The organism is Rhizobium sp. GW821-FHT14E12 (genome assembly GCF_058803745.1).
The window spans coordinates 764,033-779,439 of sequence record NZ_JBXAPH010000001.1 but is presented as its reverse complement, the minus strand read 5'-3'; the positions used below and the strand labels follow the sequence as shown (position 1 = coordinate 779,439).

General features: G+C 60.1%; 13 protein-coding genes. 8 read left to right on the top strand and 5 right to left on the bottom strand.

The window, feature by feature from the left end; translation table 11 throughout:
- Nucleotides 1-30: 30 nt before the first annotated feature.
- Both AC1RO0_RS03795 and AC1RO0_RS03790 read right to left on the bottom strand, forming a co-directional pair.
- Nucleotides 31-1,134, bottom strand: a complete 1,104-nt coding sequence (locus AC1RO0_RS03795; RefSeq protein WP_498591607.1) for an ABC transporter substrate-binding protein — start codon at nt 1,132-1,134, stop codon at nt 31-33.
- 185 nt (nt 1,135-1,319) lie between these two features.
- On the bottom strand, nt 1,320-2,192 hold the full coding sequence (locus AC1RO0_RS03790) for a MurR/RpiR family transcriptional regulator (protein WP_368511126.1): 873 nt from the start codon (nt 2,190-2,192) through the stop codon (nt 1,320-1,322).
- Between the two features lie 180 nt (nt 2,193-2,372).
- Here AC1RO0_RS03790 and AC1RO0_RS03785 point away from each other — a divergent pair, with 180 nt between their 5' ends.
- The 5 genes from AC1RO0_RS03785 (at nt 2,373) to AC1RO0_RS03765 (ending at nt 9,047) form a co-directional block, all read left to right on the top strand.
- Nucleotides 2,373-3,140, top strand: coding sequence for an N-formylglutamate amidohydrolase (locus AC1RO0_RS03785; protein WP_498591606.1), 768 nt, complete (start codon nt 2,373-2,375; stop codon nt 3,138-3,140).
- A gap of 126 nt (nt 3,141-3,266) precedes the next feature.
- Nucleotides 3,267-4,838 carry an amino acid permease gene (locus tag AC1RO0_RS03780; RefSeq protein WP_498591605.1) on the top strand — a complete coding sequence of 524 codons (1,572 nt, stop codon included), beginning with the start codon at nt 3,267-3,269 and terminating at the stop codon, nt 4,836-4,838.
- A 147-nt stretch (nt 4,839-4,985) separates the two neighbouring features.
- Nucleotides 4,986-6,356: a glutamine synthetase family protein gene (locus tag AC1RO0_RS03775; RefSeq protein WP_174161413.1), complete on the top strand. Its 1,371-nt coding sequence runs from the start codon at nt 4,986-4,988 to the stop codon at nt 6,354-6,356.
- A gap of 160 nt (nt 6,357-6,516) precedes the next feature.
- Nucleotides 6,517-7,902 (top strand): aldehyde dehydrogenase family protein, encoded by a 1,386-nt coding sequence (locus AC1RO0_RS03770; RefSeq protein ID WP_498591604.1) that lies wholly within the window; start codon nt 6,517-6,519, stop codon nt 7,900-7,902.
- Complete coding sequence (locus AC1RO0_RS03765; RefSeq protein ID WP_498591603.1) at nt 7,899-9,047, top strand: iron-containing alcohol dehydrogenase; 1,149 nt, start codon at nt 7,899-7,901, stop codon at nt 9,045-9,047. The genes AC1RO0_RS03770 and AC1RO0_RS03765 overlap by 4 nt, the downstream gene beginning before the upstream one ends.
- A 121-nt stretch (nt 9,048-9,168) precedes the next feature.
- Here AC1RO0_RS03765 and AC1RO0_RS03760 read toward each other — a convergent pair whose 3' ends face one another.
- A complete protein-coding gene (locus tag AC1RO0_RS03760) occupies nt 9,169-10,587 on the bottom strand; it encodes a L,D-transpeptidase (protein WP_498591602.1) in 1,419 nt (472 codons plus the stop codon).
- 226 nt (nt 10,588-10,813) lie between these two features.
- Between AC1RO0_RS03760 and AC1RO0_RS03755 the strand changes: the two genes are divergently transcribed.
- The 3 genes from AC1RO0_RS03755 to AC1RO0_RS03745 all read left to right on the top strand — a co-directional run bounded on the left by AC1RO0_RS03755 (nt 10,814) and on the right by AC1RO0_RS03745 (nt 12,504).
- Complete coding sequence (locus tag AC1RO0_RS03755; RefSeq protein ID WP_498591601.1) at nt 10,814-11,653, top strand: DUF4432 family protein; 840 nt, start codon at nt 10,814-10,816, stop codon at nt 11,651-11,653.
- A 72-nt stretch (nt 11,654-11,725) separates the two neighbouring features.
- The gene (locus tag AC1RO0_RS03750) at nt 11,726-12,064 is read left to right on the top strand and encodes a protein tyrosine phosphatase family protein (RefSeq protein ID WP_498591600.1); all 339 of its coding nucleotides are present in this window, start codon (nt 11,726-11,728) and stop codon (nt 12,062-12,064) included.
- A gap of 95 nt (nt 12,065-12,159) precedes the next feature.
- Complete coding sequence (locus tag AC1RO0_RS03745) at nt 12,160-12,504, top strand: RidA family protein (RefSeq protein WP_498591599.1); 345 nt, start codon at nt 12,160-12,162, stop codon at nt 12,502-12,504.
- Between the two features lie 39 nt (nt 12,505-12,543).
- On the opposite strand, the gene AC1RO0_RS03740 is transcribed toward AC1RO0_RS03745, so the two are convergent.
- Nucleotides 12,544-14,202 (bottom strand): thiamine pyrophosphate-binding protein, encoded by a 1,659-nt coding sequence (locus AC1RO0_RS03740; RefSeq protein WP_498591598.1) that lies wholly within the window; start codon nt 14,200-14,202, stop codon nt 12,544-12,546.
- Nucleotides 14,199-15,401, bottom strand: coding sequence for a succinate--glutarate CoA-transferase (gene caiB / locus AC1RO0_RS03735; RefSeq protein ID WP_498591597.1), 1,203 nt, complete (start codon nt 15,399-15,401; stop codon nt 14,199-14,201). The genes AC1RO0_RS03740 and caiB overlap by 4 nt, the downstream gene beginning before the upstream one ends.
- Between the last annotated feature and the right edge of the window lie 6 nt (nt 15,402-15,407).

The following is a 15,407-nucleotide window of genomic DNA, read 5'->3' as shown; positions in this document are numbered from 1 at the left end:
GTCGAAACGGGGAGGTCATTTCAAGTCGGATTACTGTACGTTCGAGCCGACGACGCTATCCCAATTGGTGGTGATGGCGGTCTTGCCAGCAGCCTGTTCGTCGAGCGTCGGGAAGACAGCCTTTTCATAGGCAGCAGCCGGCGGCAGCTTGTCGAGGAGTTCCTTCGGAATCTTGCCGTTCTTGGCAAGATCGTTGAAGCGGATCGGGTGGCAATAGCCCTTCAGCCAGCCAACCTGGCCTTCGTCGGAATAAAGGAACTCCATCCAGAGCTTGGCGGCGTTCGGGTGCGGAGCGAAAGCCGAGATCGCCTGCACGTAGACGCCGGCGACAACGCCCGAAGCCGGAACGGTGACTTCAACCGGCGGGTTGCCGTTCAGGCTGTCGCGCCATGCGAGACCGTTATAGTCCCATGCGACGACGATCGGGGTGGCGCCCTGAGCGAGCGAAGCGGACTTGCCGATGACCGGAACGAAGTTGCCAGCCTTGTTGAGCTGAGCGAAATACTTCAGGCCGGCTTCGCCGATCTTGGTCGCATCCGTTTCGCCAGCGGCGAGGCCGGCAGCGTAAGCGGCCTGGACGGCCTGGTTGGACGTGCGCGGGTCGCCAGCGAGCGATACCGTGTTGGCATATTCCGGCTTCAGCAGGTCAGCCCAGTCCTTCGGCGGGTTCTTGACGATGTCCTTGTTCACGACGAAGGAGAGAACGCCGTAATAATCGCCGTACCAGTAGCCGTCGGCATCCTTGGCGCTGTCCGGAATCGAATCCCAGGTCGAGACCTTGTAAGGCTGGATCAGGCCGTCTTTCTTGGCGGACGGACCAAAGGAGAGGCCGACGTCGATGACGTCGGGAGCCTGCGGGCCAGTGTTGCCCTTGTTGGCGCGGATGGCTTCAATTTCGTCGCCCGAACCGGCGTCCGGATTGAGTTCGTTGACTTCAATGCCATACTTCGCCTTGAAGGCTGCGATAAGGTCGCCATAACCGCACCAGTTGTGGGGCAGAGCGATGGTGGTCAGCGTGCCTTCCTTTTTGGCGGCAGCGATGAGGTCCGCGCTCGGTTCAGCAGCCGCGATGGCGGTCGAAGCCATGATCATCGCAGTGGAGAGCGTCAGAAGACGATGAATTTTCGTGATCACTGGTATTCCTCCTTTTAGGTTTTCAGTGTCTGGCGTTGCTGTTAATGACGTTGCATGAAGGTTGTGTGACGGATTCAATGAGTTGCGTTTCCAGCAAATGCAGGGATTTACTCTTATTCACGAACTATGACGGACAATGTCTTGCTGACGAATTCGCAGGTCGTTATTCAATACTTCTTTTCCCTCTAACTTAGCTTGCGGAAAAGGCGTGTCTGTTCGAAGAGGCCTTCCAGGGTTTTCATGCGCTCGCTCGTCTCGTCCCAAGTCGAACTCTGCACGGCTTCGATCAGCGCTTCGACGATAAAGAGGGTGACGACCGAGGAATCCCAGGCCGATGGCGCTTCTATTTGCACGCGAAACGTGTGTCTGGCATGCTTGGCGGCGGGTGTAGCCCATTGGTCGGTGAAGACGATGATCTCGGCCCCATGGCGGCGGGCGGCGGCAGCGAGATTGACCATCTCCTGCTCATAGCGCCTGATATCGAAGATCACGAGCAGGTCGCCGGGGTTCATGTTCAACACATATTGCGGCCACGAGCTGGAGTTGGACGAGAGCAGGGTCGTGTTCGGGCGGATGACTTGCATATGGGTGAAGAAATATTCGGCAAGCGCGCCGGTGATGCGCCCGCCAACGAAATAAAGCCCGCGTTTACGCTCCGACAACAGCGCGGCGACGCTCTCAAAGGTCGCGACATCGATGTCCGTCAGCGTTTGGCGGAGATTGCCCATGATAGCATCGGCGAAGCGATTGAGGATGTGCGTGCCGGGGGCATTGGATGCCCAGCGGTCGTGCTTGGTCAGCGGATTGGAGATGGTCGCCTCGACCTCGTGATGGAGGTGCGACTGAAAATCGGGATAACCCTTATAGCCGAGTTTCTGCACCATGCGCGCCACGGTCGGCGTCGACACGCGGGCGTTCTCGGCGACCGTCGTAATGCTGCCCAACCCCGAAACGGGGTAGTTGTCGAGCAGGCTCTTGGCGAGCTGCTTTTCGGCGCGCGTCAACGCGTCGAATTGGGCATGGATTACGTCCGAAACTGTCTTCGACGCATTGCTCACTCGATTTTAGCTCCCCGGGACGGTCTTATGCCAGTCTCCTGTGACGATATAACAACGCTGTCACATTTCGTGTCAATGTCACAAATGAAGAAATAATTTCAGTTTGGAGTTGACAGTGGCTGAAACCTGAAGAATTCTTTTCTTATAAATATTTTATTAAGTAGCGATGGGGCGCCTTCAATGCTGGCCCAGCAAGGCATTCTGACGGAAGCGGATGGCGAATGCGTCGCGGTCGAACGGCCGGACGGAAAGAGTCCGTTTTTCATCATTTGCGAACACGCATCTCGCAGGCTGCCGGAACGCTTCGGCGATCTTGGCCTGTCGCCTGAAGCGCTTTCCAGCCACATTGCCTGGGATCCAGGGGCATTGGCAGTTGCTCGGAAAATTTCCGACAGTCTCGATGCAACACTGGTCCACCAGCGTTTTTCGCGCCTGATCTATGATTGCAACCGGCCGCCGGAAAGCGCTGGCGCCATGCCGGAAATCAGCGAGATCTACACGATCCCCGGCAATCAGCATTTGCGGGCCGCGGATCGGGAGGCACGGACCGAGGCGCTTTACATACCGTTCCACAACCGCATTCAGGCACTTTTGAAAGAGCGGGCGGCCCGGGGACAAAAAAACGTGATCGTCACTGTCCACAGCTTTACGCCTGTCTACAATGGCAAGCGTCGGGCGGTGGAGCTCGGCATTCTTCACGATGAGGATCGCTGGCTGGCGGATCGTATGCTCGATGCGGCGGCTCAGGCGCCGCTCTATCGTACCGAGCGCAACGAACCTTACGGGCCTGAGGACGGCGTTACCCATACGCTGAAATTGCATGGGATCGCCAATGGTTTGCATAACGTAATGATCGAGGTCCGCAACGACCTCGTCGTGGATGACGTCGGCCAAGGGGTCGTGGCCGACTATCTGACAGGGCTTCTCCAGAGCAGTCTGGAAGCCTGATTAGAAGAAGAAAAGACCCCGGGGAGCAGCTCAACTGCGATCGGGCCATACGGCAAAAAGCCGGTGGCTCACATGACATATGGTCCTCCGCAATTCCGCGGAAGGCTTGGTTTTAGGGGGAATGACATGTCTGATTACACAGACTTAGACAAGAAAGAGGATGTGCATATCCTGCACTCCATGGGCTATGCCCAGGAGTTGGAACGGCGCATGAGCTCGTTTTCGAATTTCGCGGTATCCTTTTCGATTATTTGTATTCTTTCCGGTGGTATCAATTCGCTTGCACAGGCAACGTCAGGTGCAGGTGGCGCGGCGATCGGCATCGGCTGGCCGGTCGGTTGCTTTATTTCCCTGGTCTTTGCCGTCGCGATGGCACAGATCAGCTCGGCCTATCCGACAGCGGGCGGGCTCTATCACTGGGGTTCTATCCTCGGTAACCGCTTTACCGGCTGGCTGACCGCCTGGTTCAACCTTCTCGGTCTCGTTACGGTTCTCGGCGCGATCAATGTCGGCACTTACTATTTCTTCATCGGTGCCTTCGGTGGCTATTTCGGCATGACCGATACGACGTTGGTCCGGATGGTGTTCCTGGTCGTCATCACCGGCCTTCAGGCGTTGGTGAACCATATGGGCATCGGACTGACGGCAAAGCTGACCGACTTTTCCGGCTATCTGATCTTTGCAACGTCGATCGCGCTGGCGATCGTGTGCCTGATCGCAGCACCGTCCTATGACTTTGCCCGCCTGTTCACCTTCACGAACTATTCGGGCGTGGCAACGATTGCTGCCGACGGCACGGCGACCGGCGCTCCGGTCTGGCCGCAGGTTTCCACCTTCTGGGTCTTCGCTCTCGGTCTGCTGCTGCCGATCTATACGATCACCGGCTATGACGCTTCGGCGCATACGTCGGAAGAGACCGTCAAGGCGGCTCATTCCGTTCCCCGCGGCATGGTTGCCTCCGTGCTTTGGTCGGCATTGTTTGGCTACATCATGCTGTGCTCTTTCGTGCTGATGCTGCCGAACATGGACGATGCCGCAAAGCAGGGCTGGAACGTGTTCTTCTGGGCGATGGACGCTCAGGTGAACCCGATCGTCAAGGACATCCTGTATTTCCTGATCTTCATCAGCCAGTGGCTGTGCGGCCTGGCGACAGTCACGTCGGTCTCGCGCATGATCTTCGCGTTCTCGCGTGACGGTGGCCTTCCGGCTTCGAAGGCGCTCTCCAAGGTCAGCCCGAAATATCGTACGCCTGTTTCGGCGATCTGGGCGGGTTCGATCCTTTCGGTGCTGTTCGTCTGGGGTTCCTCGTTGGTGTCGATCGGCGATACGCCGGTCTACAGCATCGTCGTTTCGTGCACCGTCATCTTCCTCTTCTTCTCCTTCGCGATCCCGATCACGCTCGGCCTGTTCGCGTGGGGCACGTCGAAGTGGGACAAGATGGGTCCGTGGAACCTCGGCGAGGGGCTGTTCAAGCTCTTTGCCGTGCTGACGGTCATTGCGATGATCATCATCTTCGTTCTCGGCATTCAGCCGCCGAATGACTGGGCGGGTATCATTACCGTCGGCTTCCTCGTGCTGACGGCAATCGTCTGGTTCGGTTTCGAGCGTCGCCGTTTCAAAGGCCCGCCGATTGGTGATGCGATCGCCAAGCGCAAGGCTGATATTGCTGCTGCGGAAGCGGCTGTCGGCGAAAGCTGAGAGCGGGACCATACGTCCTAAAATCATGAGGCCGCATCCGTGCGGCCTCTTTCACCGGCACGAACGCGGCGCGAAATGCGGGTTGCTCCCGCCAGGGAATGTCGTTTTGTTGTCCGATGTCACCATTAATGTTCAGGCGGATCAAACATGAGCACTAGCTATACGCTCGACGACCTCAGACTGGATGTGGCCGAGGGTCGCATCGACACGGTTCTGGCATGCCAGGTGGACATGCAGGGCCGCCTGATGGGCAAACGATTCCAGGCGGAATTCTTCGTCGAAAGCGCCTGGAAGGAAACGCATAGCTGCAACTATCTGCAGGCGACCGATATCGAGATGGAAACCGTCTCCGGCTACAAGTCGACCAGCTGGGAGAAGGGATACGGCGACTACACGATGAAGCCGGATCTCTCGACGCTTCGCCGTATTCCCTGGCTCGAAGGCACGGCGCTTGTGCTCTGCGACGTGCTCGACCATCACACCCACGAAGAAGTGGCTCATTCGCCGCGCGCCATCCTCAAGAAGCAGGTCAAGCGCCTCGAGGCTCTGGGCATGAAGGCCTATATGGCCTCGGAGCTCGAATTCTTCCTGTTCGACCAGACCTATGACAGCGCCCGCGAGTCGGGCTATCGCAACCTCAATCTCGTGAGCGGCTACAACGAAGACTACCATATCTTCCAGACCACCAAGGAAGAGGATGTGATGCGGGCGATCCGCAAGGGCTTGCAGGGTGCCGAGATCCCGGTCGAGAATTCGAAGGGTGAGGCCTCGGCCGGCCAGGAGGAGATCAACGTCCGCTACGCCGATGCGCTCACCATGGCCGACCGCCATGCGATCATCAAGAACGGCTGCAAGGAGATTGCCTGGGCAAAGGGCAAGGCCATCACCTTCCTTGCCAAGTGGAACTACAGCGCCGCCGGCAGCTCGTCGCATATCCACCAGTCGCTGTGGAGCGCCGATGGCAAGACGCCGCTGTTCTTCGACAAGGAAGCAGAGCACGGTATGACGCCGCTGATGAAGCATTACGTCGCCGGACTTTTGAACCATGCCAGCGAAATCACCTATTTCCTCGCGCCCTATATCAACTCCTACAAGCGTTTCGTCGCGGGCACCTTCGCGCCCACCAAGGCGATCTGGAGCACGGATAACCGCACGGCGGGCTATCGTCTCTGCGGCGCCGAGACCAAGAGCATCCGCATCGAATGCCGTGTCGGCGGCTCCGATCTCAATCCCTATCTCGCCTTTGCCGCGCTGATTGCCGCCGGCCTCGATGGCATCGAGAACAAGCTTGAGCTGGAAGCGCCGTTCGTCGGAGATGCCTATGGTGCCCGCGAGGTTCGTGAAATTCCGCGCACGCTGCGCGACGCGGCAGTGGCGCTGTCGGGCTCGAAGATGCTGCGTGCAGCCTTTGGCGACGAGGTGATCGACCACTACACCCGCGCTGCCGAATGGGAGCAGGAGGAATATGACCGTCGCATCACGGATTGGGAGGTGGCGCGCGGATTTGAAAGGGCGTAAGCCTGCCGTTGATTAAGAACCCTGCCCAATTTTCGTCGCCAGGCGAGGGCAGGGAAGACGGCTGCGGGAAAGCGCTTCTTTCGGCGGCGCAGGGCCTGCGGGAACCTTCTTCGCGGCCAGCTGAAAATATGTTCGTGACTATAAAAACAGGATTTCGATCATGACCATGATCACATGCGTATCACCCGTGAACGGCGAGGTTTATGCGGAGCGTCCAGCGCTATCGCTGGAAGCCGCCAAGGACGTGGTGGCCCGCGCCCGCAAGGCGCAGAAGGATTGGGCGCGTCGCCCGCTAGAGGACCGCGTTCAGCTGGTGCTGAAGGGGGTCGCGCGTCTCAACGAGATGGCCGATGTCGTCGTGCCGGAGCTGACCTGGCAGATGGGGCGTCCGATCAAGTATGGCGGTGAATATCGTGGCTTCAACGAGCGCTCCAACTATGTCGCCTCGATCGCGGCCGATGCGCTGTCGCCGCTGGTGGTGGAAGACAGCGCGAATTTTGCGCGGCGCATCGAGCGTGAGCCGCATGGCGTCGTCTTCGTCATCGCGCCGTGGAACTATCCCTATATGACGGCGATCAATACGGTCGCTCCAGCGCTGATGGCTGGCAATACCGTTATTCTGAAGCATGCCAGCCAGACGCTTCTGGTCGGCGAGCGGCTGGTGCAGGCCTTTGTCGAGGTTGGCGTTCCCGCCGATGTCTTCCAGAACGTCTTTCTCGATCACGCAACGACCTCGGCGCTGATCGCCGCCGGCAGCTTTAACTTTGTCAATTTCACCGGTTCGGTCGAAGGCGGCCGCTCGATCGAGCGCGCTGCCGCCGGCACCTTCACCAGCCTTGGCCTCGAGCTTGGCGGCAAGGATCCGGGCTATGTCATGGAAGATGCCGACCTGGAGGCCGCCGTCGACACGCTGATGGACGGCGCGACCTTCAATTCCGGACAGTGCTGCTGCGGCATCGAGCGCATCTATGTGCATGAATCGCTCTATGACGCTTTCGTCGAAAAGTCGGTCGCCTGGGTGTCGAACTACAAGCTCGGCAATCCGCTCGATCCGGAAACCACGCTCGGACCGATGGCACACAAGCGCTTCGCCAAGGTGGTGCGCGAGCAGATCGCCGATGCGGTCGCCAAGGGCGCCAAGGCGCTGGTCGATCCCAAGCTTTTCCCGGCCGATGACGGTGGTGCCTATCTCGCGCCGCAGGTTCTCGTCAATGTCGATCACTCCATGGCCTTCATGCGCGAGGAAACCTTCGGCCCGGCCGTCGGTATCATGAAGGTGAAGAACGATGCGGAAGCGCTGGAGTTGATGAACGACAGCCCCTATGGCCTGACGGCGTCGCTCTGGACCAAGGATGTCGAGCGTGCCGCACGCATCGGCCGTGACATCGAAACCGGAACCGTTTTCATGAACCGCGCCGACTACCTCGACCCGGCGCTGTGCTGGACCGGCGTCAAGGAAACCGGCCGAGGCGGCTCGCTCTCCGTCATCGGCTTCCACAATCTGACACGCCCGAAATCCTACCATCTGAAGAAAGTAACAGCATGAGCACTATCTCAGCCAATTGGAGCTATCCTACCGCCTTCAAGCTCGGTCGCGGCCGGATCACGGAACTGGCGGATGCCTGCAAGAGCCTGGGGATCAAGAAGCCGCTGCTGATCACCGACCGGGGACTTGCCTCGATGGCGATCACCAAGACGGCGCTGGATATTCTCGAGGATGCCGGTCTTGGTCGCGCCATCTTCGCTGATGTCGACCCCAATCCGAACGAGAAGAACCTCGAGGCCGGCGTCAAGGCATTCAAGGATGGCGGTCACGACGGCGTCGTCGCTTTCGGCGGCGGCTCTGGCCTCGACCTCGGCAAGTGCGTCGCCTTCATGGCGGGACAGACGCGTCCGGTCTGGGATTTCGAGGACATCGGCGACTGGTGGACCCGCGCCAATGTCGAGGGCATTGCCCCGATCGTCGCCGTGCCGACGACGGCCGGCACCGGCTCGGAAGTCGGCCGCGCCAGCGTCATCACCAATTCCCAGACGCATGTGAAGAAGATCATCTTTCATCCGAAGTTCCTGCCGGGCGTCGTCATCGCCGATCCGGAGCTGACGGTCGGCATGCCCAAGGTCATCACCGCCGGCACAGGCATGGATGCGTTCGCCCATTGCCTGGAAGCCTATTCCTCGCCCTTCTATCATCCGATGTCGGCCGGCATCGCGCTGGAAGGCATGCGGCTCGTGAAGGAATTCCTGCCGCGCGCCTATAAGGAAGGCACTGATCTTGAAGCTCGCGCCAACATGATGAGCGCTGCCGCCATGGGCGCCGTCGCCTTCCAGAAGGGGCTTGGTGCCATCCACGCGCTGTCGCACCCGATCGGCGCTGTCTACAACACGCATCACGGCATGACCAATGCCGTCGTCATGCCGGCCGTCCTGCGTTTCAACCGCAAGGCCATCGAAGACAAGATCGCCCGCGCGGCGGCCTATCTCGGCATTTCCGGCGGTTTCGACGGCTTCTACGATTATGTGTTGCAGCTGCGCGCTGAACTCGGCGTTCCGGAAAGCCTCTCGGCCATGGGTATCGCACCGGATCGGATCGACGAACTCTCGGCCATGGCGATCGAAGACCCCAGCGCCGGTGGCAATCCCGTGCCGATGACGCTTGAAAACACCAAGGCGCTGTTTGCCGATTGCTTCTAGGCAGCAATGGCTCGGCTATCGGCCGTGCCTCGAGTGGATCGCAGCATGCTGCCAAGCTCCACAATAAAAAAGGGCCACCGGATTATTGATCCGGTGGCCCTTTTATTTGTACTGGCCGCAATCAATCCACGAATTCGACGACCACACCGGGCTTGACCATCTTGGCGAGTGCGGTAGCGTCCCAGTTGGTGAGGCGCACGCAGCCGTGGCTTTGCGATTTGCCGATCTTCGAGGGCTCGGGCGTGCCATGGATACCGTAGGTCGGTTTCGACAGTGCCATCCAGACAACGCCGACCGGGCCGTTCGGTCCGGGCGGAATGTCGAGGATCTTGTCGTTGGCGCCCTGCTTGAAATTGATCTTCGGATTGTAGGTGTAGCCCGGATTGAAGGCGACGCGTTCGACGGTGACCGTGCCGGACGGCGAGGGCGTGTCGGTCGAGCCGATGCTGGCGGGATAGGCGGCGATCAGGGTGCCGTTGGCGTCATAGGCAAAGACTTGCTTTCGACCCTTGTCGGCAAGAATCTTCGCGACAGTGCCGGTCTTGCTCGGTCCGGTATTGACCACCTTGATCGTGCTGCCCGGGACGGTGAAATCGACGCCCGGGTTCAGTTCCTTCAGATAGCCTTCATCCATGTGGAAGCGTTCGGCCAGCATTTCCGTGGTCGAGGTATAGCCGAGCGATGGCATCTGCGCCTTTTCGGCATAGTCCTCGGGGATCGACGCGACATAAGGGCCGGCGGCGTCGGCGGGCGTGATCGTGTAATTGATGATCGGCATGCCGCCCGACAGGCGCAGCTGCTCGAGGATCGAATCCGTATCCTTCGGATCAAGCGTCTGCCCGGTCATTTGCTGATAGGCGTAGATGGCCTTGGTGACATTGCCGCCCATACGGCCGTCGATGGCGCCTGGCGAAATACCCTGGCGAGCGAGGAAGACCTCGATCGCCGTGATTTCCATCTTCGACTTGCCCTTCAGCGTGATGACGGGTTCGGCCGGAGGCTTGCGCTGAATATCGGGCGTCTGCTGCGGATCGATCGATGCGTAGTCGTTACCGTTCGGATTCGTCTGACCCTGTTGGGTTTGCGCATCCGTATTCGGCTGGGCCTGGTCGTCGAGCGGCACGCGCTGAATGGAGCTGTCGCGAGGGATGCCGCCGGTTATGACGCTGCCGTCACTCCCGTCGCCGCGATATTGTCGATAGTCGCGGTAGCCGCCATTGTTGGAAAGCTGGGTGTCGCCATAGCGGCCGCCATCGCTGTAGCCGTCGTCAGTCGGTGCCTGAGGGTAGTAGGTGCTGGCCCGCATCTCGGTGGCGACGACATTGCCGTAGCGGTCGACCAAGACGCGCCGGCCACGCCCATCGCGCGTTCTCACATAATCCTGCTCTGAATACTGATCGAGGATTCGCCCGTCCGGAGTAACCAGAACGACATCGTTGCTCCCGCCGCGATAATACTGCGCCTGCGCATCGGTCAATGCGAGAGCGGATGCCGTGGCCGTCAGGGCCAAAGAAAGGCTTATTTTCAGGAACCGGTTCACGTCAGTCGAATCCTCGGATGGTGGCTGGCCGACACACACATGGTAATTTTGACACTAGTGTGGAATTTAAGATTATCATGCTGAATAAAATATAAAAATTTGTGTGATGAAGGCGTCAAGTTAACGTTCGGTAAGAGAAATCGCCATTTATTCTTGCCGCGCGCCATTTCGGGACCACTTTCGGATGGGTGGCCAATCAGACGCAGACCAGGGAGAATTGCGAGACATGATCGACTTTGCCGCAGCCACGGGGCCGAAATTGACGCTGGACGAGGGTTCCGTGCTGGATATCGGCGCCTGCGTCGTCGACGGCAACAATCTCGCGCCGGGACGCGCCATTCCCGATGACGGCGACCCGCGCATCGATCATTCCCTGGAAGGTTTTCTCTTCACCTGCGGCCCGGATCATATCCGTCATCCACAGCCGATGTCGGGTGCTTTCGAAGGTAGGCGTTATCCGTTGCACGGCTCCTTCTCTTCGCATCCGGCCAAAATCCTCTGGACCCGGTTCGAGGATGGCAATGCCGAGTGCCGTGCCGATATCGATGTTCTCACTGCTGAAGGCCGCACGGCGCGGCTGGAACGCCATTGGCGGATCGATGGCGCGACAGGCGAGGTTTCGCTTACGGATCGCGTCGTTAACACCAGCAGCGAAGCGATGCCGGTCTTTCTGATGTATCACATGAATGTCGGCGGCAAATGGTTCGATGACGGCGTCCGCCTTTCCGGGCAGATGCTGGAGAATGGCGGCTTTCCCTGGACTTTCGGCGAGGAGCATGGCGGGATTTTCTGCGTGCCGGCAGCGGGGAAGGGTAAGGATTGGTCCGAATTGAGCCTCGGGCCGATTGCCGCCATCGGTGGCAAGTCGCTGAGGGTACGATTCGGCACGGAGACGCTGCCGTTCCTGCAGATCTGGCGCAATCAGCGTGCGCCGGCAGATGTCTTCGGCATCGAGCCCGTATCGCACCGCTGGGTGTCGCGCGACGAGCTGGAGGAAGCAGACGAATTCAACATTCTTCAGCCCGGCGAAGCCCGGAGTTTTACACTCAACTTTGCCTTCGTCTGAGGGCTTCAGCGGTTGACGCTCGCTTTGTGGCGGCGTAGATCAAAGCCCTCGGTTTTATAGAGGAAGCGAACGATGGATATCCGCCCGATCGACGACGAATACTCGGTTTCCGGCCAGATCAGCCTGGAGGATCTCGACCAGATCAAGGCATTGGGTTTCAAGTCGCTCGTCTGCCATCGCCCGGACAATGAAAGCCCGGATCAGACGCCGTTCGCCGACATTGAAGCACGCGCCAAGGAGCTTGGCCTCGAAATCACCCATGTGCCAGTCGGGCCGATGGGCGTGACCGAAGAGGCCGTGCAGGGCATGGTCGACGCGCTCGACGAATTTCCGCGCCCGATGCTCGGCTATTGCCGTTCCGGCGCGCGTTCGACCGCGATCTACCAGAAGACGCATCATATTCGCGGCTGAACGGCCGCTTCCCGAACATAGAAGAGCTTTTGGGCGTTGCTGCTGAGCAGCGCCCGGTTTGTGACCCGTCACTGGACAACATCAGGAGAGAAATCATGAGCATCAAGCGTATCGACGTCGGAGCCCGCATGAGCGGCGCCGTCATCCACGGCAACACCGTTTACCTCGCCGGTCAGGTTGGCGAAGGCGCAAGCGTCACGGATCAGTGCAAGTCGGCTCTGGCCGAAGTCGATCGCCTGCTGGCCGCTTCCGGCTCCAGCAAGTCGAAGATCCTGCAGACGCTGATCTATCTCTCCGATATCGCCGACTTCGCCGAAATGAACGCCGCCTGGGAAGCCTGGGTCGATCCGGCCAACACGCCGGCTCGCGCCACCAGCGAAGCCAAGCTCGCTGCGCCGAAGTACAAGGTCGAGTTCATCGTCACCGCCGCGATCGACTAATTCGATCTGATGCGTTTTATAAGGCCGGTGAGTTTGTTCTTACCGGCCTTTTGCTTGCGAAATTTCCGTCAAGGTGCGGGAAGGCGTAATCGCTTCGGGATCGAGCATGATCTCGACGATTGCCGGCTTGCCGCTGGCGCGCGCCCGCTCGAAGGCGGGGCCGAAATCTTCCGTTGCCTTCACCGTTTCGCCATGGCCGCCATAGGCGCGGGCCAGGGCCGCGAAGTCCGGATTGTTCAGCGCTGTGGCGCTGACGCGACCGGGATATTCCCGTTCCTGATGCATGCGGATGGTGCCGTACATGCCGTTGTTGATGACCAGCGCGATCAGCGGCAGATCGTATTGTACGGCGGTCGCGAACTCCTGGCCGTGCATCATGAAGCAGCCATCGCCGGCAAAGCAGATCACTTCGCGCTCCGGAAACAGCTGCTTGGCGGCAACCGCTGCCGGCAGGCCGTAGCCCATCGAGCCTGAGGCGGGGGCGGCCTGGGTGTTGAAGCGGCGGAAACGATGGAAGCGGTGCAGCCAAGTGGCATAGTTGCCGGCGCCGTTGGTGAAGATCGTATCGACTGCCGTATTGGCCTCGATCCAGTCCATGATCCGGCCCATATGCACCGCTCCGGGGCTCGTTTCCGGCGTCTTCGACCAGGTGAGATAGGCGGCATGCATGCGCTCCGTCCGCTCTGCCCAGCGCGGCTCCCCCGGTGCTTCGAGATCAGCCAGAGCCCCGACGAAATCGGCCGGGCTGGTGCAGATCGCCAGATCCGGGCGATAGACGCGGCCGAGCTCTGAGGGATCGGGATGGATATGGACGAACTGCTGTTGCGGATAGGGGATGTCCATCAGCGTATAGCCGGAGGAGGGCATTTCCGAGAAGCGGCCGCCGAGGAGGATCAGCAGGTCAGCTTCCTTGACCTCCTTTGCCAGCGCCGGATTGATGCCGATGCCGACATCGCCGGCGTAATTCGGATGCAGATGATCGAACAGCATCTGGCGGCGGAAGGAGCAGCCGACCGGCAGCTTGAAGCGTTCGGCGAAGCTTTCGATCCCAGCAACCGCATCCTCATCCCAGCGCGTGCCGCCCAGGATGACCATCGGCCGTTCCGCTGCGAGCAAGCGCTGGCACAGATCATCGATCTGGGCGCGGCCCGGATGGGCTGCTACCGGCGTATAGGGCTTGGCATATGGAGCTTCGACCTCGTCGCGCAGCATGTCCTCGGGCAGCGTCAAAACGACGGGGCCGGGCCGGCCTGATGTTGCGACGGCGAAGGCGCGGGTGACGAATTCGGGGATGCGGGCGGCATCATCGATCTCGCCGACCCATTTGGCGAATTCGGTGAAGGCGCGGCGGAATTCCACTTCCTGGAAGGCCTCGCGTTCGCGGGCATCCCGCTGCACCTGGCCGATGAAGAGGATCATCGGGATCGAATCCTGCCGGGCGATGTGCAGGCCAGCCGATGCGTTGGTCGCGCCGGGGCCGCGGGTGACCATGCAGACGCCGGGCTCACCCGTCAGTCGACCCCAGGCGTCCGCCATCATCGCCGCGCCACCTTCCTGGCGGCAGACGAGCACCTTGATGTCGCTGTCATGCAAAGCGTCGAGCACGGCGAGAAAGCTCTCGCCGGGAACGCAGGAAATGCGCTGCACGCCGTTTGCCTTCAGAGCCTCGACGATGAGCTGGCCGCCGGTCCGTTTCATGCTTTTGCCTTTCCCTCCAGTTCCGCCAATTCGGCCAGAACCTCCTCCTGATGTTCGCCAAGGCGCGGGCTTGGCCGCGTGTAGGACAGCGGCGTCCCCGACAGGACCACCGGCGTCCGCACGCTCGGAATGACGGTGCCCACGGCATCCTCAAGATCGATCCGCAAGCCGCGAGCCTTGATCTGCGGGTCCGCGAACATATCCTCGATCGTATTGATGGCGCCGGCCGGTACGGCATTGTCCTCGCAGGCCTTCAGCAGATCCGCCTTGTTCCATGTCAGCGTTTTTGCCGAGATGAAGGCCCGGACGTCATAGCGGTGGGCGACGCGGGCCTTGTTGGTGGCATAACGCTCATCATCCGCATGCGCGTCGATGCCGAGGATCGCGCAGAGGCGGCGGAATTGTCCGTCATTGCCGATAGCGAGGATCAGATAGCCGTCAGCGGTCGGCACGACCTCGTAGGGCGAGATATTGGGATGGGCATTGCCGAGGCGCACCGGCGCCTTGCCGGAGATCAGGTAGTTCATGTTCTGGTTGGCGAGTACGGCGGATTGCACATCGAGCAGCGCCATGTCGACAAGCTGGCCTTCGCCGGTCTTCAGTGCATGGATCAGCGCTGCTTCGATCGCGGAGACGGCATAAATGCCGGTGAAGATATCGGCGATCGCCACGCCCGCCTTCATCGGCTGCCCGTCTGGTTCGCCGGTGATCGACATGAAGCCGGACATGCCCTGGACGATATAATCATAGCCCGCAAGGCCGGCATAGGGGCCGGTCTGGCCGAAACCGGTGATCGAGCAATAGACCAGCTTGGGATTGATCTTTCTCAGGCTCTCATAGTCCAAGCCATATTTTACCAGCCCGCCGAGCTTGAAGTTCTCGATCACCACATCGGCGGTCAGGACCAGCCGACGAACCAGATCCTGACCCTCTTCGGTCTTGAGATCGGCGATAACAGAACGCTTGCCACGATTGGTGGAATGGTAGTAGGCGGCGGAAAGATTTTCCCCATCCTTGCCCTCGACGAAAGGCGGCCCCCATTGGCGCGTGTCGTCGCCACCATCGGGATTTTCCACCTTGATGACATCGGCGCCGAGATCGGCCAGCATCTGCCCTGCCCAGGGGCCGGCGAGAACGCGGGCCAATTCGATGACGCGGATGCCGGTGAGCGGCGGCTTCTTGATGCTATTGGCTGTCATGTCGAT